Source organism: Candidatus Neomarinimicrobiota bacterium, assembly GCA_030743815.1.
Classification (GTDB): Bacteria; Fidelibacterota; Marinisomatia; order Marinisomatales; family S15-B10; genus UBA2146.
This window is the reverse complement of record JASLRT010000005.1, coordinates 52,718-72,882: the sequence shown is the minus strand read 5'-3', so window position 1 is coordinate 72,882 and position 20,165 is coordinate 52,718. Positions and strand designations below refer to the sequence as shown.

Here is a 20,165-nt window from a genome sequence, read left to right as displayed (position 1 = left end):
GCGGGATGCCCCGGCTTTACCGCCACGAAGGTTCCACGGCACGTGGCGCACACCTCACCGTCAGCCAACAGTTCAGCCTCGGTCGTGGCCCTGTCTTCGGTCGCATCCACCACGCGTGCCACAAGACGGATCGAGCCGTCTGTGGGTGTCGGTCGCGTCAGCTTGATAGAGTAGTCAGCGGTGACTGTTGCCGGCACGGTCTCACTCCCGGCCTGTTTCATCAAGTGATAGGCGGCTGTCCAATTGGAGTGACAGTCAAGAAGGGTGCCTATGATGCCGCCATTGAGGATGCCGGGCCACGCCTCGTGGTGGAGCTCAGCCGTCCACTCCGCTACTACATCGTTACCTTCAACGAAACTCTTGATCTGCAATCCCTTGGTGTTTTTTGGGCCGCAACCGAAACATGTGTTGTTCGGCCCGTATGTATCCTGAAGGCTTTTGGCAGGAATCACGATTGGCACTTAGGAACTCAACCTGGCCATCAAGCTTCCTGAAGTTGACTGCCTAACATCTCATCAGGTTTTTCCACAGCAACCACTTCACCCTTTTCAGCCCTCCTGAGCCCCCATCTCAGCCACAGAAGAGCGATAAACGCAGATATCAAAACTGATATGAGTTGAGCGATCCAGACCCATTCCACTCCTTTGTTGAGAACAAACACAAAAAACACTGCCAGCGAAAAACTCAAAAGAATTACTCTCAGGAAGGTGATGACAAACAGCGGCATTCCGTATCCCAACCCCTGAAGTACTCGGCCACTGATCATGGTGATGGGAATGAAGGGGTAGGAGAAGACGATGATTCTCAGATAGTGTGCGCCTAACTGCACAATACTATCACTATCTGTAAAGACATCCATAATCACAGGCGCCAGTAAAAAGAAAAAGAGTGCAAATACCGCGCCTATAATCGCCGCTCTGCTCATGCCGTACCTGATGATTTGACGCACCAGATCTAACCGCTTTGCACCGTAAAACATACCTGTAAGGGTTACCAGAGCGGTGGCGATGGAAATAAAAGGGACAAAAACTGCATGTTCTACCCGACCGCCAACCTGAAACGCCGCCACAGCATCACTGGTAAAGGAGACCAGGATTCGATTAAACGTCCCCCCTCCCAGCGACATGATTACCATAGAGAAAGATGCAGGCATGCCAATCGTGAAGATTTTCCTGAGAATGTCTCCCGAGAATTTAAAATCGCGCATGGCAAAAGTGACGTAGGCGTGTTTCTTCACAAAGAGTAGATAGACAAACACCAGCGCCACACACGCCTGACTCACAACCGTCGCTAACGCCGCCCCCTGCACACCAAGTCCAAAACCGAAAATGAAGATGGGATCGAGAATGATGTTAAGTACTGTACCACTGCCCTGTATGATGACCGGTGTTTTCACGTCACCTTCGCCTGAAAGGATGGAGCGGAAGAAGACCGACAGCACCATAAAAATATATCCCAAAACAATAACCCTGAAGTAAGACCATGCAAAAGGAAGCAGCTTTGCGGGCACACCAATAGCGGATAGTACCGTCTCTCCCCAGCGCAGTCCCGCGAAGGTGAAGGCGACGCCCAAAATTATCCCCAAGACGATGCCGTGTTCAGCGCTATTGTCGGCATTCTTCTTATCTTCGGCGCCGATGAACTGCGCCACCACGGCCGTCACACCGGAGCCCAAGCCGAAGGTGATGCCAAGACCAAAGAAAAGCAACGGCATATTGAAGGCCAGCGCCGTCAGTGAATCGGCACTCACTTGACCGACAAAAATCATGTCGGCGATCATATAGACCGTCTGAATCATCATGCCAAACATCATCGGAACGGCAAGTTTCCAGAGCGCCTTTCGGGGATTGTATATGAATTCCTTCAGGCGGGATTGTTTTTTTTCATTCTTCATCACTATATACCGGCTCAGGCTCTTCCCAGATGAGCTGATATTGTATAGTTAAGCCTGCAATACTGGAAAAGCCCCAAACCAGACACAAGTTTAATTGTAGAAATATGAAAGAAAAATTGAAAATCGCGAGCAACTAAAGAACCGTAGCGACGCCGACGCCAATGACCGCACCCCCAATTCCCGAGTATCCCAACCCGATGTCGACTGTCAGATCTTGCGCAACGTAGCCCAAACCGATAGAACTCCCCGAAAGAATGTCGCGCCACAGATGTTCGGTCTGCTGCTGAAAGCGATAGGTAGAACTGCCCCACCTCAGGAGGATGCCGTGCTTAAGAACGAACTCACCGCCGATCCGTGCTACTCCACCCTGTTCCCACCAGATACCATCAACTGACAACTCAAGCGGAAGGTGCGCAAGTCTTTTTGTCGCCCCAAGATTCACACTTGTCGGAATCGTCTCGGGATAACTGCCGTAATTCTGCAGTGTCACACCCAGATTGCGGACACTTAGTCCCAGCGAAGCGTCCAATTCTGGAAGTCTCAGCACCGTACCGACAGAAATGATGCCCAGGCTGGCCCTCACTTTTTCAATCTGACTGTGATAGATTCCCGCGGTGAGTCCGAAATCCATGGAAGGAAAAATCGATTGAGAAAATGCCAGCGACGCCCAGATATCACCGGCCGCAAATTCGCCTGTCTTTACCCCATCCTCATCCAGCGCCTCGAATGAGCCGTATCCCATGTGGCGCACCGTGACAGCTACAGACCGCTCACGCCACGGAAACCTGAACTCTACCATCTCGGACTGAATCTGCGCAGGATAACGAAGGACGGAGAGCAGTAATTCCTTAGTATTGCCTTGCAGCAACGCTGGATTAAAGGCGGCCATATCAGTCCCGCCACGGTCCGCAATACCGATTCCTCCCATACTTACCGACCTGACGTGATAAGGCACTTCCAGAGAGGAGTAACTTCCCTGGGCAGTCAGCCAGTGCGGAAGAAGCGCCAACGCCGCCATCTGTGCGGCAACGATGTATCTAAAGGAGAGAAACCGGATCAACATCCACCCGTAAAGTAACGCCCTTTTTTCTTTTCAGGAAGCCTCTATCCACTAAGTTGTCCTCAAGAAATCTACGAAGCGATTGACCATTCTGATCCTTCTCTTTCGAAGACTTAAATATGATCTGGTAACGATAGTTCCCCCTCAGCCGCTCAATGGGGCACGGCGCCGGTCCCAGGACTTCGAGATGTTTCGGTCTGTTTTGCAGATGTTTGAGCAGAGTTTCCGCACGCTTCGCCACCGCTTCACGCTTCTTGCCGTACAATTCCACCTTAGCCATCCAGCTGAAAGGGGCATACATCAACTCTCGCCGCTCACTGAGACAGACATTGTAGTATTTTTCCAGATCAAGCTGTGCCGCCGCCTTGATGACAGAATGATCCGGATCATTGCTCTGAATGATTACTTCTCCCGGCTTATCGCCCCGGCCGGACCTGCCCGCCACTTGATAGATTAGCTGAAACGTCCTCTCCCCGGCGCGAAAATCCGGAAGGTAAAGGCCGGTATCCGCATTGATGATCCCCACCAGGGTTACGTTGGGAAAATCGAGCCCTTTGGCGATCATCTGTGTCCCCAGCAAAACGTCGTACTCACCCTCGCTGAACTTAGTCAGAATTCGCGTATAAGCACCTTTGCCGCGGGTCGTGTCCAAGTCCATCCGTACACACTTGATCTCGGGAAAGAGTTCTATCAGCTTCTCCTCTACCTTCTGCGTTCCCGTACCACCCAGGACAATTCGCGTACTGTCACAAGCAGGACACAGTGCGGGTGACGGTTTCTCAAAGTTACAGTAATGACACTTCAATCTTTCATCAACTCTGTGAAAGGTGAGGGAGATCTGACATTGATTGCACATCTCAACGAAGCCGCAGTCCCTGCACGAAACCACGGGCGCAAATCCCCTTCGATTCTGGAGCAGAATTATCTGCTCGCCCTTTTTGAAACGATCCTTCATCTTTTCCTGCAGGAGGCGAGAGAGTGTGATGGAGTAATCCTCCGTCTCTTCCCGCTCGGTAGTCATGTTCACCATGTGGACTCGGGGATACTTAGCTACACCGTAGCGCCTCTTCAGTCTCAGATAGTTGAGCTTGCCCACAGCTTGATTGTAATACGACTCCATACTCGGCGTAGCCCCTGCCAGTACAGTAAGGGCTGAGGAGAGTTTTCCCCGCATGAGTGCCACATCCCGTGCGTGGTATCTCGGTGCCGGAGATTCCTGCTTGAAACCGCTCTCCTGTTCTTCGTCTACCACGATAAGTCCTACGTCTTTCAGCGGAGTGAAGATGGCACTGCGGGCACCAACCACCACGCTGAAGGCATCGGCGCAGATCTGGTGCCAAGTCCACGCCCTCTCTGCCTTTGTCATCCGGCTGTGCCAGATAGCCACCTTTTCGCCGAAGACAGCCCTAAACCTTCCCGCGATCTGCGGCGTGAGCGCAATTTCCGGCAACAGCAATATAGAATGCCGCCCCTTCTCTTCCGCCCTTTGCGCCAGATGGATATATATCTCAGTCTTGCCGCTCCCCGTCACGCCGTGGAGGAGATAGGGACTGAACGCCTCCGCCTTGAGCTTGGCTTCCATTTCAGCGACAATTTGTTCTTGCGCCTTGCTGAACTTTACTTCCTTCTTCACGGGCGTGATACTGAGGTCTGATACGTCAGGGATTCTCGGCACGCGCGACAGCGAGACATGACCCTTCTTCTCCAGCGCCCAGCAGACCGCGGCTGCGTTCGGTACCGTGGGGTTCAAGCCGGCAACAGGTACGTCTGTCTCCTGATTCTCTAGTAACCTGATAACTTGAAACTGGCGCGGCGCTTTCTCTTCAAGCTCCATCATCGCTTCGTCAGAAATGCCGTTGAACTGCACCATCAACTGCTCCGGCGGCGAGTACGAGCGGGAAAGACGGGCCGGTACCGCCGAGCGCATCACCTGTCCCAACGGTGTCATGTAGTGCTGACTAACCCAGTTGATCAGTTCCCAGAGCGTCTTGCCGAAGATGGGCGTCTCGTCAATGATGCCGCCGATGGAGCGAATCTTCCCCTTGAAGCCGGCCTTCTTCTTGAGATTCACCACCACGCCCTGAGCGTTCTTCTTCGTCCCGAACGGCGCACACACACGGACGCCGACTTCTACGCTTCCACTGATACTCTTCGGAATCCGATAGGTGAAGACCTGATAGCTTGAGATGGGAAATGAGACGTCAGCGAACACGACAGTCTGTGGTTCCTCTCACCGCCGAAAGCTCAGCAAAGCTTCGGAGAGGTAACTCATCACTCCATTTATCCATAGCTCCATTTCTTCAACAATCCCAATACATAACCAGACTGCTGAACAAAAATAGACGGAGGTGTAAGATTGTGCAACAAAAACCCCTGCCGGTGGCGGGAGGATTAGGGAATGAGGGAATCAGGTCAGCGGAGTAAGACCATCTTTCGAGTCTGGTGGAACGCGTCATCAGTCTCCAGCGAATTGGCATCGAAGCAGTAAATGTGAATGCCGGATGGAACCGCCTTGCCGCCGTTATCAGTGCTGTCCCACACGGCATGTTTGTATCCGCCGTCCACATACGCGGCTACGCCGCCACCGATCACAAACCGTCCGGCTGCCACTCTCCATACGGCCCGCCGAAAGCCCCCATATCATTGCGCGAACCGTTCGCATCATTGTACTGCGCGTCGGGATGACCGGCGTCTATGCCGGGCGAGCCAGGCTGGAGACGGAAGTCACCTGAGGCGGGATCGACAAAGAGAGGATCTGCATCAATATTCTCTGTACCATCGCTATTGTATTCGATATCCGAGTAGGAGGCGCTACGCCAAAGCAGATCCGCCCCTTCTGCCGCACTGTTACCCCAGACAATGCTATTGAGTATCGTGAATGACGATGCCTTATCTTGAAAAATTGCTCCCGATCCGGCATCCGATATGCCCGACCTATTCCCATACAACACACAATTGATGATGGTAGGATTTGCGCTTACCGCCGTGAAGAGCCCTCCCCCACCTTTTGCAGCACGATTATTATCTATAATGCAGTTTTGGATTGTTGGTTCACCCCGAGCCAGAATGCCACCGCCACTCTCAGATGTTCGATTATCACTGATACGACAATTGCGGATTGTGGCCTGATCTTCAAGCAGCACGCCAGCTCCTTCTCCACCAACATTCCAGAAGCTGTGATTGCTGTTCCCACTGATTAGGGAATTGTTAACTTCAGCAGTTTCCCTCACAATGAGCGGGCCTCTGCCGGCCAGTAGTCTTGCTTCTGTAACTATGCAATCTGTCATCATAGCTGTGCCGTGTAGATCAATCCATCCATGCTTGAACGTAAAACCGCTGATCTTACCGCGCGACATGGAAAGAAGCATTCGTGAACGTTCAATGACAGTCTCAGTTTTTCCAAGAAGACTCTTGATTACAACGTCTTTGTCCAGAAAGACCAACGGTCTTGGAACAGTACAAACTGTCATTTCGCCCACGTAGATGGTATCTCCGTCGTCAATGAACGGCGCGTCATAAGCATCTTGCAGACAATCACATTCATCAGGTACAGTAACAGAAGTTGTTTTGATAACTATCGGTTCCGTAGTCGCTTCCTTAAGCTCTCCATCAGAGAATACAGCCTGGATTTTAAAGCGAAATGTCAAGTCATTATCCAAGGTGTCGGTGAAAGTGGTCCGCATCGGATCAAAAATCTCGGCCCTCTTAATCCATGTTTCGCCGTTACCGTCAGATTGTGAACGATAAACCGAGTATTGTTCAAATTGGTTGAACTTGAGTTGCGACCATTCTAGTGTGATGGGTATTTTCTTGATGAGGCGTAATGTTCCCGCATAGTCGTGACTGACAAAAAACTCACTATCCTCCGCGGGTGGAGGTTTCAGAGGGCTCTCACACGAAATAGCCAGAAAGAAAGACGTTATGATCAGCGGATAGTATTTCATGCCTACCGCACCTCTTCAACCAGTGGCTGTTTCACTGACAATGAGTTTCCCTCCGCGCGGAATAAAAGGCATGTTCAAATAGCTTCGGTCCAGGTTCTGCGCATCTCGCCCGAGGCTTTCTATAAGCGCCTGAGGAACGTTCGGCTGCCTGATTATCAGGTACGGAATGAAGCGGTACACACCCACAGGCAGCTCACATGGTGGCCACGATTTCCTGATTCTCCATGTCGTCTGCTCCTGTCTAATTGTTTCCAATCCAAGATCCCAACTAGATCCCTGACCAATAACCTTCACAAACTGATCGTTTTCATCCACCAGCACCAGACCAGTTCTAAACACCACTCTATTCGCAATCTTTTTTAAGGACTCCACTACAACGGACGATGAGATAGCATTCAGTGTTACACTGATATTCATCTTCCCCCAGTACTCGAAGAGGATCGTTTGAGGAGAAACTGAGGTTACCACATCGAGAAGTTTGTACAACTGTTTTGACTGCTTCAGCTCACTCTGATCGTTTATGTCACCCTCCGAACGGGCAACTTCACCATTTACCAACACAACCTCCGCCGTATCAATAGCATAGTTTGCCACATAGAAATAGAGATTAAAGACTCCATCCATGGCTGAACCAGCGCTACTACTGGATGGCGGCGGTAGCACAAGACTGAATTCCCCTTGCTCATCGGTTCTCGTACCTACATCAAGTCCTTCGAGCCAGACATAAACGCCCTTGGGAACTGCTCCGTCATTCAGAGTGACCGCACCGCTGATGGCTCGCGATGAGATCTTTTCGCTGTCATCGTTGAACGGATTCTCCGTGCAACCGGCAACAAGTATCAGCCATGCCGTGAGGACGAAAACCCCAACTGAAGACCAGCCTGCGAAAATTGCTCTTCCCAAGGAAGACTGCTGTTGATGCTCCTTCACAGTTTTGTCCCCACTGTCAGGTAAAAGCGCCGGTCTCGCAAGGCAAGACCCTGAAGCACTACGTCACGGTTCAAGAGATTGCGACCGCTGGCGTTGACAAAGAATTTCATCCGTTTCCACGAAACAGTTTTGCTGAAATGAAAATCGACATTAGAGTATTGCGGCAGAATGGCTTCCGAAAACTCGCCTGACGCCTGTCTGATCCATCCCACCTGTTCCCCTTCCTTAAACCAGTGGAGCTGCATTGAATAGCCGGCATGGTCAATCATCACGGTAGAAGTAAACTTCTTATCAGATTTGAAGGGGAAAGCTGCCCTTTCGGAGACGGAGTACAGCGAGAGACCAAATTCGAGCGTTATTTTCTTCTTTAGCAGAAAGAGTCTCCCCTGGTTCTCCACTCCGGATAGCTTGGCACTTATAATGTTATCATAGAAGGCTACCGGGACACCCACCGGGAAAAATACGCGCAACTTGTTCTCAAAATCATTGCGGAACAGGCTGGCCGAGATTTGATAGCCGTATATGTTCGCCAGGTGCGGCGTATTACCTGTCAGCTCTACCCCCAGCTCAAGCGCTGTATTCTTCTCCGGATTGAGATTTGGTCTTGCCACTACGGAGGTGATCGATTCAGGAGAGCTTATTTGTTGAAATAGCGTGGGGAATTTGACGTTTGTACCGTAGTTAATGTAACTGGTGAACACGAAGCCGCCGAATCCACCTGAGAAATGATTGGACAATTTGAAAGTGGTTTCACTCCACATAGTTTCGTCAAACAGACCTGCGAGAGAATCGGGCGTGCCGCTACGCAGAGTTACATCTTCTTGTCTGTCAGTTACCCTGTCGCGGCGAAAACTGATATCGAAATCGGAAGCCTGAATCCTACCGGTAGTAGTGGGATTGTGAAACTTAAGAACTGAGACGAATCCCTCTTTCTTGCGCGCAAAGGCGGCAGACTCAAGTCCGATGGATTGCTCTGTTGTAAGGGACCTTTCATCGGTGAAATTGAGCTGCGCAGCTTCTAGCTCGTATTTGATCACCACTTCGACCTGCTCCCTCTCGAATCCCTTTTCAATGCTATACTGCATTGACCTGTCCTGAAAAAGACGGTCTATGGTACCGGAACTGTTCAGTAGTGACTGAGACTCGTCCAAAGAGTGGTGAGATAGTGACAGGTTCATCTGGCTCAGAGGGCCAAGGTTGCCATTGTAGCGTACCATCTCTATCTGATTAAAGTTCACCAGCGTCTCGTCATCCCTGAAATCTGAGTATTCCTGAAGAGATCTGACAAACGAGGCCGAGAGACGATTGGTCATTGTCTCTGAACGACGTGAAGAAAAATCGAAGAATATATTAGCACTGTGGTGAGTGCCCTTGTTCTCAAGAATAGCATCATCCATGAAGCGTCGCCTCGAGGCACCTTCAATGAAACCGTATGTAGCGTTCAGTCCCTTATAACCTTGGTAAAGATTTAGACCCCAATTGCCTGAATCATACGTACCAAACCTCTGCTGAAATCTCACATTGTAGTCTTGTCTGATCCTCGGGACGATATTGATAATACCGGAGAACGCTTCCGAACCGTAGAGTGCCGTGTTACTCCCCTTAACGATCTCGATGCGGTCCACATCCTCAAGATTAATAAGGGAGAGATCGAAGATGTTGTTATAAGTGCTGTTCATCTTGGCGCCGTTGTAGAGAACCACCACATCATCGGGATTGCCTGCGCGGATGGCCACTGTCTTCTTACCGCTCAACTGCTCTTCAACCTGAATACTGTGATCACTTCGAAGAAGGTCAGCAGCGTCTACATACCCCCGGATCTCGAACTCTTGAGCCTCAAATACAGCCACGCGCTGTGGCAGATCTTTCTCTATACCAAGTCGCGTCCCTTGAGCTTCCACCTCCAACTCTCGCAACGGAATCACACGGGGTTGAAGGAAAATTCGCGCAGTGGATTTTACTTCCGCCAAAGGCATTTCCTTCATCTCGTAACCTATATGTTGAAACACAACCAGCATCCCTTCTGAGGCTTCCGGGAGCTCTAGCGAATAACGACCGGAAAAATCGCTGATTGTACCTATCTCGGTATTCTTGATATAGATATTAACCCCGCCGATCTCCCTGTGTGTATTAACGTCATATACCGAACCTGTCAGAACCACTTTTTCACAGACACCGGGAGTGGCCAATACGAGGGTTAACAGACAAACAATAGTGATTTTTGAGATCGTCATGCGACTCAACCTTTGCATAAACAGCATTTGTCAATTTACAACAACCTATCCGAAATGCGAAAAAGGGCAGTGATTTACCAATTTGCCAGATGTTCGGGAAACGGGTGACTCCTCACTCGGCTCATTATTTGGTTTTCGCAATTGGATTCTGTAACTTCGCCAGAACCATGACCGGGAAACCGTTAAGTATGACACAGGAGTCAGAACCAGATGAACAATCCGTTCACTCCCCGCACAGCATTCGGGATCGTCATCCTGTCGCTTCTTCTGTCGACACTGTTGACATCTGTTGTCATACTGCTCCTTCAGGATAGTTCTGCAGATTTATCATTCTGGCCGGGCGTCCTGATCCTGGGCGAATTCCTCCTCATATTACCTCTTCTCATCTTCATCAGCAGAAGAACGAACGACGTTCGCAGTGCCCTTCGTCTGAACCGCGTACCGCGTCGTATGCTCGGTCTCAGCACGATTGTCTCTCTGGGTGTGGTCGTCTGGACGGATGAACTGGATCGACTGCTGGTCCGCTTCTTACCAACGCCCGACTGGACAGAGCAATTCCTCGGATTTCTGCGTGGCGACGACCTTTTATCGCTGCTGCTGCTCTTTTGCGGATCGGTCGTTGTGGCGGCGGTTACAGAAGAGATCCTCTTTCGCGGATTCTTGCAGAACGTGCTGGAGAAGTATTGGAAGGATGTCACCCGTGCGGTCCTGATCACCAGCCTCTTCTTCGCTTTCATTCACATGAGCCCCTCTTGGGTAATACAGATATACCTTCTTGCACTGGTTATGGGCTATCTAGCATGGAGGAGCAATTCTGTTTTTCCCAGCATGATCCTGCACGGACTCAACAACGGTCTCGCCTTTCTGTTCGTAAACTGGGGTGAGTATTTCGAATCGTGGTACGTCTGGCGGGGTCATGTCTCCCCCTTTATCCTCACTGGGGGCGCGGCCCTCACGTACATCGGATTCAGGAACATGGCACATCTTCCGGCAATCAACTATGAAGCAGTTGAAAAAGAGGTGATCTGACAGGACCAATGGCAACAGTTGAAACAGTGAAAAGAACACCTATGCTTCAGACGGAGGTGGCTGTGCTGCTGGATACATTCCGACGGCTCAGCCGGCGGCGGGCCAAAGCTAATCTGCTGAAACTAATCAATAAGACACACCCGGCTGACCTCGCCCTCCTTTTCCGTCAGTTCACGGATATTGAGCGCATCTCTATCTTCAACCTGATCAGACAGACAGACCGTATTGGCGAGTTCTTGAGTGAACTGGACAGCACTGTCATCGAAACACTGCTCCAACCGCTCGATGCACAGGAGGTGGCACAGTTACTGGAAGAAGTTGGTTCGGACGATACCGCCGACATTCTGAATCTGCTTCCCGAAGAGAAAGCCAACGCAATCCTCGAAACGCTGAGAAAAGAAGAATCGGAAGAGCTGGAGGAACTGATGGCCTACCCCGAGGATACTGCTGGGGGTATAATGTCGGTGGACGTATTCTCTCTGCCGGAGAGCACTCAGGCCGGAGAAGCCATCAAATCTATTCAATCATCTGAAGAGGCGGAGATGGTCTTCTACCTCTACATCACTGATGAAGCCAAGCGACTCACCGGAGTCGTCTCACTCCGTGATCTTGTTACAGTTTCGCCGCTGACGGAACTCAAGACCATAATGGTAAAAGACGTGGTTTCAGTGACGCCAGAGACTGATCAGGAAGAGGTAGCTCGTCAGGTGTCACGCTACAATCTGCTGGCAATCCCGGTAATAGACAGCAGTGGTGTTCTGCTTGGCATCGTAACGGTGGATGACGTAGTTGATGTTATTCGCGAAGAGGCGACAGAAGATTTTCTACAGATGGCCGGGATCGGCAGAGACCGGGAAATCCTTATGAAATCAACATTCGAGAATGTGAAGCTGCGCCTGCCGTGGCTCTTCGCAAGCTGGATCGGTGGTACGATTGCCGTCTACATCATCGGACTATTCGAAACGGTACTACAAAGTATCATCGCACTAGCAGCTTTCATCCCTGTTATCGTCGGTATGGGAGGTAATGTGGGGACACAGTCTTCCACTATCATTGTCAGAGGTTTCGCCACAGGGCGAGTACAGCTGATGCAGATGGGTAAAGTGATCTGGAAAGAGATGCGCGTCGGCCTTGTGCTGGGAATCTTCTACGGCATCCTGCTGGGAGCCGTGGCGTCTATGAAATTCATTGACGCCCCGCCGAGACTTGGACTGGTAGTGGGGCTGGCCATCTGCGCATCTATGGTGATTGCCACATCAATCGGTACCCTCGTACCTATAGTGTTGAGAAAACTCGATGTCGATCCAGCTATTGCCTCGGGACCTTTTGTAACAACATCAATAGATGTGCTTGGAATCCTTGTCTATTTCCTTATCGCCGCGTCACTGTTCTCCAGTATCTAGAGTAGAACTTTGTTCATCACTCTCTTCTATGCGGTCATTGGACTCTACTTCTTAGCCGTCTCATTCTTCCTTATTGGCCTCTTTCTGGAAGAGAAGAATCATTCCAGCACCCAGCCTTTCATCACCGTAGTTCTCCCGGCAAAAAATGAGAGGGATCACATTCACCGTATCCTGAGAGAAGTTGTTCATCAGACATATCCCAAAGAAAAATACGAAGTGATCGTCGTCGATGATGAATCGACAGATATCACGCCAAACGTTACTCACGCCTTTATGGAGAAGTACGATAACGTACACTTCCTCTCAACAGAAGGATCGGCATCACCTTTAAGAAACAAGAAGCGTCCCCTCGACATCGGCATCCGCAGCGCCAGAGGCGAAATCATTCTGTTGACCGATGCGGACTGTCACATCTCCAGTCAGTGGATTGAATCGATGGTCTCCTGTTTCACGCCTGACACCGGGCTGGTTATTGGACATGCGGAGATCGATCACCCGGAGACCGCTATGCAGCAGATAGAGGCGCTGGATTTTCTCCTGTTAATGGGCGCCGCCCGTGGTACAGCATCGCTCGGGTTTCCCTTTGCCTGCACAGGCCAGAATCTCGCCTACCGCAAAGAAGTTTTTGAACAAGCTGGCGGCTTTTCTTCTTTCGCTGATGCTGCCGGAGGTGATGATAATCTCCTCTTACAGAATATCAAGCAGCACAAAGAGTGGACTATCACTACCGCATTCGACCGCGCCAGTTATGTCAGCACGCCGCCGTTACCCAATCTGCGGCCATTTATCTCTCAGCGCATCAGATGGGCGGCTGATTCCCTTTCCGTCAGGCAAACTGACATGTTTTTCTTCTTCGTCATTATTGTTACTTTCCTCGCCAATCTTCTTATTCTTTTACTGGCCGCTAGTCTGCTGTTCTCACTGAAATGGTTCTTTCCTTTCATACTCGCTTTGGGTTTAAAGTTTATTGTCGAAGGTCTTCTTATGCTCAGAACGACCTCACTCTTTGAAAGATTTGATATGCGGCGGTCCTTCCCCATATGGTTCTTTTCCCAGATCCCATACGTCGTGGTGATGGGGATTGTTACCCTGTTGCCGATTCCAACTGGATGGGGAGGGCGCCAGAAATGATCGCTATCCTTTCGCTTCTCGCTTTCACATACTTTCTTTTTCTCACCTGGCTCAGAAACGGCCTTAAAACTGTATCAAATGGAAACGACCGGAAAGATACAGATCTTCCCAACCTCTCCATTATTGTGGCGGCACGTAATGAGGAGCAACATATTGGTCAACTTCTTGAGCACCTGCAAGCTCAGGATTACCCGAATGAAAAAATCGAAATAGTCATCGTCAATGACGGCTCCATTGATTCAACGGGTGAAATCATCGATCAAGCGGTATTCACCGATTCGCGTATCAGACAGCTGTTTGTAGACAATACACCAGAAACCTGGTCTCCCAAGAAATGGGCACTGGCAAGAGGTATACAAGAGTCTTCCGGAGAGTTACTTCTCTTTACCGATGCCGACTGCGTTATGTCACCCGGATGGGCGAGATCAATCAGTTCCCTCTTCACCAATGAGAATCTGGGAATGGCGGCGGGACCCGCATCTCTGGTTAGCAATGAGATACTATGGAACAGAATGCTGCTGATGGATTCCATCGGGCTGGATGCTTTGGCGGCGGGCGGCCTTGCACAAAATCTACCGTTGACGCTTAGCGGTAGAAATTTGGCTGTCAGGCGGTCAACCTACGAACACGTGGGCGGATACGATGAGATTGAGTCGTTCTTTTCAGGCGATGATGATCTCATGATGCACAAGATTTCCAGCCGGGGCTGGCACCTGGCATTCGCTACTTCCAAAGCGGCGGAAGTGACAAGTACCCCTCCACCTGACTGGCAATCATTCATAATGCAACGTCTCCGGTTTGCATCAAAAGGTGCTTCATACTTCCGTCTCCCTTTCGTCAATAGCAATTTCAAATGGGCTCTGATACTTATCTACCTGACGAATATTTCCGTTCTGGCAAGCCAGATACTTTTTCTTGCGACTTGGCAGTCCGGCTGGCTTTTGCCGTGGTTTATTAAGATGATGGGCGACGGTATCCTCATCTCACGCTATACGGCGCTGGTTGAACGACCTTTCGATGCATGGTTCTTTTTCGCAGATGAACTGTGGCACAGCTTATACGTTGTTATTTTGGGGACGTTAGGTTCCTTTGTACCCCTCTCATGGAAGGGGCGAAAGCAGAAATCAACAGTTTCACATCAAATCAACTTATGATAAAGCGACCAATAAAGCACTGCGGAATCGGATTGACGCTGCTTGCCACCGCCTCTTCTCTACTCGCAAGCGACAAATTCAACTACACCGTTTATTTCTGGAAAATCCCATGCGTGGATATCACCATGTCACTGAGCGAAGGATCAGGCATTAATGAGAGGAAACTGGAATTTACCGCGGAAACAACCAATGTTTTTGCATATGTCTTTGAAGTGGACAACAGCTATACAACCGTCTACGATGGGCAGACATTCCAGATGCTCAGATATGAAAAGAGGATCAAGCAACCGAACATTGATCAGAAGCTCATCCTAAAGTGGGACAGTGACGCAGGGGCTTATCGCTACGAGGATTCACACTACGAGCGCCCTTCAGACATACACAACCTATTCTCTCTCCTTATGAGAAGTCGAACGACAGATTGGAGCAATCTCGATACCAAATGGTGGCAATTAGATCACGAAGGGCAACTATTTCAAGGGCGATTTCTTTGGGTCGATTCTACTGAAATCGATGTGAATGGAGAATCGTACCTGTCTGATCACTACCGTTTTGATATACGCAAAACGAAGGGTACGAAAACAGAGCTTGTGGAAACAACAGACGTCTTCACATGGGGGATTGCGCTTAGCAACTGTGTGCGGCAAATCTGGATTGAAAGGGGCGGGGAAAGACGTATATTACAGGCAGAAGTGACTGTTCGAGGGATCACCCTCACCGCAGAGATAGAGGATGACTGACAACACCGAAGCAGAACGAAAACCATTCTGGCAGCAATACGGAAAGAGTGTTTTTCTGTGGGGCGGAATCGTGGCCGGCATTCTGGTCCTCCTCGCATTCGACGTTCCTAAAGAAATCATTGCCATCTTAACGATCGTACTCAGTCTGTTCACAAAGGCGTTTGCGGGATTGGGGGCTGTAGTTACACTCATTCCCGTGGTGGGTCCTCTGATCGTGAAAGTTTTTGCTCTGCCGTTCTTCTGGCTCGTGAATGGCCTCGGCTACATCGTCTCTGTCATAGCCATCAAGAAAGGCTACACCAAAGAGATGGTTCGCTCCCGCGTTCTAACTCTGGCGCTGCTTGTTGGGATACTCATCGGCTACATCCTCGGTCATCTGCTACCCATAAGGTAAGTCTCGTCACTCTTTTCCTCTTGCTCGCTACCGACCCGTATAGGTGATCCGGTAGATAACGCCAGCAAAGTCATCTGACACCAGTAGACTCCCATCCGGCATCACGAGAACATCTACCGGCCGCCCCCAAGCCGTCATCCCCTGAAGCCACCCCTCGGCGAAAACCTTGTAGCCGACGACGTCATCCCCATTCAATTCTACCAGCATCAGCCGATAGCCGATGGGGATGCTCCGGTTCCAAGAGCCGTGCTCAGCGATGAGGATCTGATCGCGGTAATTCTCGGAGAACATATCCCCGGTGTAGAAGCGCATCCCCAGAGCAGCCACATGTGGATCCAGTTCCTGAGCCGGCGACACATAATCAGCACAATCTTGCCCTTCTCCGAATTCGGGATCGAGAATATCTTCTCCATGGCAGTACGGAAATCCAAAGTGCACTCCCTTTTCCGGGGCGCGGTTCAGTTCATCTGGAGGCATGTCATCGCCCAGCCAGTCGCGGCCGTTATCGGTGAACCACAATTCCTCTGTCACGGGATGCCAGTCAAAGCCTACCGTGTTTCGCACTCCATGTGAGAAGATCTCGAAACCGTTACCATCGTGGTTGATCCTTGTAATAGAGGCATAGCGGTCGTCTTCCTCGTCGCAGATGTTGCAGGGAGCACCCACCGGAATGTAGAGCATCCCGTCTGGGCCGAAGCGGATGAATTTCCAGCCGTGGTGACTGTCTGTTGGATAGCGATCATAAACCACCACAGGATCGGGCGGGGCATCAAGGTGATCTTCTATGTCGTTATATCGCAACAGCCGATTTACCTCCATCACGTAAAGGTCATCATCTCTGAAAGCAACGCCGTTGGGCATGTTGAGACCTTCATCGATGACAATAACTTCATCGGCATGAAAGTCCCCATCTTCGTCCCGGATGGCGTAGACATTCCCTTCACGACGAGTACCTACGAACAGGACTCCACTGGAGCTCAGCGTCATCGACCGGGCATTGGGGACGTCGCTGGCATACAGTTGAATCTCGAACCCCGGGGGAAGAACAATTTCATCCAAAGGAAGGTCACCGTTACCGTCCACCTGAATAGGCGTACAAACCTTCAGAATAGCGGCAAGAACCAGCGGGGAAATGGCTAACGTACGGACAGGAGGCGAGACCATCGTTTGATACTCCTCAAGTGAGAGAGGAAGCTATACATTTTAGAGGTGACATTCAACATCTCTTTGCTGGTAGGTAGCCAGGCAGAGCAGATTCTCCTGCCTCAGATTATGACGAATCTTTATGCTTCAGCGCCACCCGCCCGTATGCTTCCCGGAATGGGATTCCCTGTTCCACCAGCTGATAAACCTCCTCCGTGGCAAACAGTTCGTCCGTCATCGCCTTCTCACACCGCTCCTTGTTCAAGCTCAGTTCACTGAAAATCAGTGCCGCCACGGAGAGACACTCCAGGGTCGTGTCGATACCCCTGAGAGTGGGCTCCTTGGTGAGTTGGAGGTCTCGACTGAATCCTGATATCAGATTCCCCACAATAGACTCCACTTCGTGCTGGCACGACCTCACCACATGGTACTTAGCCCTCAGAATTTCCAGCACATCGGGATTCTTTTTCTGCGGCATGATTGAGCTGCCGGTACAAAACTCATCAGGCAGTTCAAAGAAGCCAAACTCGGGCATGCTGAACAAAATCAAATCCGATGCGATTCTGTTGAGGTCGAGAATAATCTGGCTCAGTGCGTGCAGCAGCGATATCTCAAATTTCCCCCTGCTGTTCTGGACATAGATTGGGTTCTGCTGCACTGTATCAAACCCCAGCTCTTTCGCTGTGAATTCCCTATCGATCTTCAGCGGTACTCCATAGCCGGCGGCAGTACCCAGCGGTGACTGATCAATCAATACAAGGACCACGTGGAGCAGTTTCCGATTGTCCTTCATGGAATCGACCAACGCACCGCCCCACATAGCGACAGATGAAGGCATGGCTTTCCGCATGTGCGTATAGCCCGGCAACGGCGTCTCTCCACTTCTTTTGATGAAGCTTTCCATTGACTCGATGAGACCGTCAATCAACTCCTCACATTCATTGATCTGATCTTTGTAGAACAGACGCAATGCCGTCAACACCTGATCATTCCGTGAGCGGGCTGTGTGGATTTTCTTCCCCAGATCGCCCAGCTTTTCTGTGAGATGATTCTCGATAGCCGTGTGGCAGTCCTCCTGATCAAGAGTTATGGGGAACTGCCCGCCCTTGTGGAGTTCGATGATGTTCTCCAGTTCCGCAACGAGCTGTCTAACTTCGTTACCGTCAAGAATCCCGATCTTGCCCAGCATCTTTGCATGTGCCATGGAAGCGACGCAATCGTAGGGGACCAACCGCTGATCGAGTTCAGGATCATCGCCCACGGTAAACGACTCAATTTCTTTATTCAGGTCGTATCCTTTTTGCCATAGCTTCCCCATAAACGCTACTCCTTTCTCCAGTTGTAAGGCCGCCGCTTGTGCAACACAAGATTGTGGGCCTTGAGTCTGATAGAGTGAATATTGATGAAGCCGCGGCTGTCTTCAGCGTCAAAACCGCCCTCAACCTCCATGCTGGAGAAGTCCTGATCGTAAAGGGACGTATGGGATTCTCTTCCGACCACCGTCACATTCCCCTTGTAGAGAGCCACAGTCACCTTGCCATCGATGGCCTCCTGACTCTTTTTGAATGCGCTCATTATGAAGTCCATTTCGGGCGAGTACCAGAGGCCGTTGTAGATGAGTTCCGAGAATTTCGGGATCAGCATGTCGCGGAGGTGCATTACCTCCTTGTCCATGGCCATCCCTTCGAGGTCGCGGTGGGCAGCCCACAATACGGTAGCGCCGGGCGTCTCGTAAATTCCTCTCGACTTAATACCGATGAACCGGTTCTCAACCATGTCGAGCCGCCCTATGCCGTGTTCTCCCGCAAGACCGTTAAGGTAGAGAAAAAGATCCAGAGGATCACTCTGCTCGGTTCCATCATCCAGGTTCACGACCTTTGTCGGTAATCCGTTCTCAAAGTAAATATCGATAATCGTTTCCTTGCCCGGCGTCTGATCTATGCCGGCAGTATGGCTGAAAACCGATTCGGCAGGCCGCAGAGCTGGGTCTTCCAGGATGCCCGCCTCGTGGCTGATGTGCATCAGATTCTCATCCTCACTGTACGGGTGCTTCTTTGTGGCGCTCACAGGAATCTCCCACGCTTCAGCAGAGGCCAATAGATCGGTCCGTCCCTTGAACTCAGCGAGAAACTCGCTGTCCTTCCAGGGCGAGATTACCTGAATATCCGGATTCAGTGCGTAGTAGGTCAGTTCAAACCTCACCTGATCATTCCCCTTGCCGGTGGCTCCGTGAGCCACGAAGTTCGCCCCCTCGCTCCGGGCAATCTCGATCTGCCTTTTCGCCAAGACCGGCCGGGCCAGAGACGTGCCTAACAGATACCTCCCTTCATACAGCGCATTACCCTGAAGCGCAGGAAAAATGAAGTCGGTGATAAACTCACGCCGCAGATCCTCCACGAAGACTTTTGAGGCGCCTGTTTTCAGGGCCTTCTCCTCTACGGCTGCAAAATCCTCCCGCTGACCCACATTGCCGACAAAACAAATGACTGCATACCCTTTGTTCTGCAGCCATTTGAGAATGACCGACGTATCGAGCCCTCCGCTGTATGCTAATACTACTTTCTTCTTGCTCATATCTTCTCCTTCGTCAAGCATTCCATTCCAGTCCGGTCAGGATCGCCTTGTTCCCCATTTTAAGGTTCGTTTGCATCCGCCAAGTACGGCTGATAAAAGCTCGTATACTTGAAAACATCGTCCGCTGAGATAGTGACTGCCGTGCCCCCTCATTGGGGAACAGAGGGTATAGCTCGTCTTCCGCCTCCCCCAATGTATCTATTCCCAGCAATCTCAATAGCACCTTTTTTCCTCTGGTATTCTTTCCGGGACGGCCACTTCCGCCGGCAGACCGATAGCGTTGGCAATGGCCGCCAGAGCCAGGCCGGTATTCCTGGAAGAGGCTTCCAGGAGAGTCTGCCCGGTTCCCACCTCTGTTTCACGAATCATGCTCAAGGCAACACGATCCTTTATGGAACCGAAAATATTGAATCGTTATAACTTCACACCGATCTGAAACTCGGGATACGGATTCATCCTGCGGTTCAACATCACGATTGGCGTGGGATTATCAGAACTCCCGATGAGATTGGTTATGCAGTCGTAAACTCTACGT

At 50.7% G+C, this 20,165-nt stretch carries 18 protein-coding genes; 6 read left to right on the top strand and 12 right to left on the bottom strand.

Translation table 11 applies throughout. The features are described 5' to 3' along the window. The 8 genes from QF669_00545 to QF669_00510 all read right to left on the bottom strand — a co-directional run. Positions 1 to 455 (bottom strand): PaaI family thioesterase (locus QF669_00545; GenBank protein MDP6455934.1); only part of this gene is annotated, 455 nt, incomplete at its 3' end. Positions 456 to 481: 26 nt separating this feature from the next. Beyond that, positions 482 to 1,894, bottom strand: a complete 1,413-nt coding sequence (locus QF669_00540) for an MATE family efflux transporter (GenBank protein ID MDP6455933.1) — start codon at positions 1,892 to 1,894, stop codon at positions 482 to 484. A gap of 133 nt (positions 1,895 to 2,027) precedes the next feature. After that, positions 2,028 to 2,957, bottom strand: coding sequence for a hypothetical protein (locus tag QF669_00535; protein ID MDP6455932.1), 930 nt, complete (start codon positions 2,955 to 2,957; stop codon positions 2,028 to 2,030). Then, on the bottom strand, positions 2,932 to 5,166 hold the full coding sequence (gene priA / locus QF669_00530; protein ID MDP6455931.1) for a primosomal protein N': 2,235 nt from the start codon (positions 5,164 to 5,166) through the stop codon (positions 2,932 to 2,934). Before priA ends, QF669_00535 begins: the two co-directional genes overlap by 26 nt. 200 nt (positions 5,167 to 5,366) lie before the next feature. Continuing rightward, positions 5,367 to 5,564, bottom strand: coding sequence for a hypothetical protein (locus QF669_00525; protein MDP6455930.1), 198 nt, complete (start codon positions 5,562 to 5,564; stop codon positions 5,367 to 5,369). Then, positions 5,543 to 6,898 carry a right-handed parallel beta-helix repeat-containing protein gene (locus QF669_00520; protein MDP6455929.1) on the bottom strand — a complete coding sequence of 452 codons (1,356 nt, stop codon included), beginning with the start codon at positions 6,896 to 6,898 and terminating at the stop codon, positions 5,543 to 5,545. The genes QF669_00525 and QF669_00520 overlap by 22 nt, the downstream gene beginning before the upstream one ends. A 15-nt stretch (positions 6,899 to 6,913) precedes the next feature. After that, positions 6,914 to 7,801, bottom strand: coding sequence for a hypothetical protein (locus QF669_00515; protein MDP6455928.1), 888 nt, complete (start codon positions 7,799 to 7,801; stop codon positions 6,914 to 6,916). Positions 7,802 to 7,824: 23 nt separating this feature from the next. Further along, positions 7,825 to 10,062, bottom strand: a complete 2,238-nt coding sequence (locus QF669_00510) for a TonB-dependent receptor (GenBank protein ID MDP6455927.1) — start codon at positions 10,060 to 10,062, stop codon at positions 7,825 to 7,827. Positions 10,063 to 10,272: 210 nt separating this feature from the next. Between QF669_00510 and QF669_00505 the strand changes: the two genes are divergently transcribed. The 6 genes from QF669_00505 to QF669_00480 are packed head-to-tail and all read left to right on the top strand — an operon-like array spanning position 10,273 to position 15,913. Beyond that, positions 10,273 to 11,091, top strand: coding sequence for a CPBP family intramembrane metalloprotease (locus QF669_00505; protein MDP6455926.1), 819 nt, complete (start codon positions 10,273 to 10,275; stop codon positions 11,089 to 11,091). 8 nt (positions 11,092 to 11,099) lie between these two features. Further along, positions 11,100 to 12,494 carry a magnesium transporter gene (gene mgtE / locus QF669_00500; GenBank protein ID MDP6455925.1) on the top strand — a complete coding sequence of 465 codons (1,395 nt, stop codon included), beginning with the start codon at positions 11,100 to 11,102 and terminating at the stop codon, positions 12,492 to 12,494. Between the two features lie 9 nt (positions 12,495 to 12,503). Then, positions 12,504 to 13,625: a glycosyltransferase gene (locus QF669_00495; GenBank protein ID MDP6455924.1), complete on the top strand. Its 1,122-nt coding sequence runs from the start codon at positions 12,504 to 12,506 to the stop codon at positions 13,623 to 13,625. Next, positions 13,622 to 14,779 carry a glycosyltransferase gene (locus tag QF669_00490; GenBank protein ID MDP6455923.1) on the top strand — a complete coding sequence of 386 codons (1,158 nt, stop codon included), beginning with the start codon at positions 13,622 to 13,624 and terminating at the stop codon, positions 14,777 to 14,779. The genes QF669_00495 and QF669_00490 overlap by 4 nt, the downstream gene beginning before the upstream one ends. Continuing rightward, on the top strand, positions 14,776 to 15,519 hold the full coding sequence (locus QF669_00485; GenBank protein ID MDP6455922.1) for a DUF3108 domain-containing protein: 744 nt from the start codon (positions 14,776 to 14,778) through the stop codon (positions 15,517 to 15,519). The genes QF669_00490 and QF669_00485 overlap by 4 nt, the downstream gene beginning before the upstream one ends. Then, positions 15,512 to 15,913 (top strand): hypothetical protein, encoded by a 402-nt coding sequence (locus tag QF669_00480; GenBank protein MDP6455921.1) that lies wholly within the window; start codon positions 15,512 to 15,514, stop codon positions 15,911 to 15,913. Before QF669_00485 ends, QF669_00480 begins: the two co-directional genes overlap by 8 nt. Before the next feature lie 27 nt (positions 15,914 to 15,940). On the opposite strand, the gene QF669_00475 is transcribed toward QF669_00480, so the two are convergent. From QF669_00475 to QF669_00460, 4 genes are all read right to left on the bottom strand, one after another. Beyond that, positions 15,941 to 17,077 carry a PQQ-dependent sugar dehydrogenase gene (locus QF669_00475; GenBank protein MDP6455920.1) on the bottom strand — a complete coding sequence of 379 codons (1,137 nt, stop codon included), beginning with the start codon at positions 17,075 to 17,077 and terminating at the stop codon, positions 15,941 to 15,943. Positions 17,078 to 17,183: 106 nt separating this feature from the next. Continuing rightward, on the bottom strand, positions 17,184 to 18,374 hold the full coding sequence (gene argH / locus QF669_00470) for an argininosuccinate lyase (GenBank protein ID MDP6455919.1): 1,191 nt from the start codon (positions 18,372 to 18,374) through the stop codon (positions 17,184 to 17,186). Positions 18,375 to 18,379: 5 nt separating this feature from the next. After that, positions 18,380 to 19,630: an argininosuccinate synthase gene (locus QF669_00465; GenBank protein MDP6455918.1), complete on the bottom strand. Its 1,251-nt coding sequence runs from the start codon at positions 19,628 to 19,630 to the stop codon at positions 18,380 to 18,382. 213 nt (positions 19,631 to 19,843) lie between these two features. Next, on the bottom strand, positions 19,844 to 20,035 hold the full coding sequence (locus tag QF669_00460) for a pyridoxal-phosphate dependent enzyme (protein ID MDP6455917.1): 192 nt from the start codon (positions 20,033 to 20,035) through the stop codon (positions 19,844 to 19,846). Between the last annotated feature and the right edge of the window lie 130 nt (positions 20,036 to 20,165).

What these genes read in the sequence shown, in the direction of transcription:
- QF669_00535 (MDP6455932.1), bottom strand. Translation starts at nt 2,957, where the DNA reads ATGTTGATCCGGTTTCTCTCCTTTAGATACATCGTTGCCGCACAGATG.
- QF669_00475 (MDP6455920.1), bottom strand. Translation starts at nt 17,077, where the DNA reads ATGGTCTCGCCTCCTGTCCGTACGTTAGCCATTTCCCCGCTGGTTCTT.
- QF669_00505 (MDP6455926.1), top strand. Translation starts at nt 10,273, where the DNA reads ATGAACAATCCGTTCACTCCCCGCACAGCATTCGGGATCGTCATCCTG.
- mgtE (MDP6455925.1), top strand. Translation starts at nt 11,100, where the DNA reads ATGGCAACAGTTGAAACAGTGAAAAGAACACCTATGCTTCAGACGGAG.
- QF669_00540 (MDP6455933.1), bottom strand. Translation starts at nt 1,894, where the DNA reads ATGAAGAATGAAAAAAAACAATCCCGCCTGAAGGAATTCATATACAAT.
- QF669_00510 (MDP6455927.1), bottom strand. Translation starts at nt 10,062, where the DNA reads ATGACGATCTCAAAAATCACTATTGTTTGTCTGTTAACCCTCGTATTG.
- QF669_00490 (MDP6455923.1), top strand. Translation starts at nt 13,622, where the DNA reads ATGATCGCTATCCTTTCGCTTCTCGCTTTCACATACTTTCTTTTTCTC.
- QF669_00520 (MDP6455929.1), bottom strand. Translation starts at nt 6,898, where the DNA reads ATGAAATACTATCCGCTGATCATAACGTCTTTCTTTCTGGCTATTTCG.
- QF669_00485 (MDP6455922.1), top strand. Translation starts at nt 14,776, where the DNA reads ATGATAAAGCGACCAATAAAGCACTGCGGAATCGGATTGACGCTGCTT.
- QF669_00480 (MDP6455921.1), top strand. Translation starts at nt 15,512, where the DNA reads ATGACTGACAACACCGAAGCAGAACGAAAACCATTCTGGCAGCAATAC.
- QF669_00465 (MDP6455918.1), bottom strand. Translation starts at nt 19,630, where the DNA reads ATGAGCAAGAAGAAAGTAGTATTAGCATACAGCGGAGGGCTCGATACG.
- argH (MDP6455919.1), bottom strand. Translation starts at nt 18,374, where the DNA reads ATGGGGAAGCTATGGCAAAAAGGATACGACCTGAATAAAGAAATTGAG.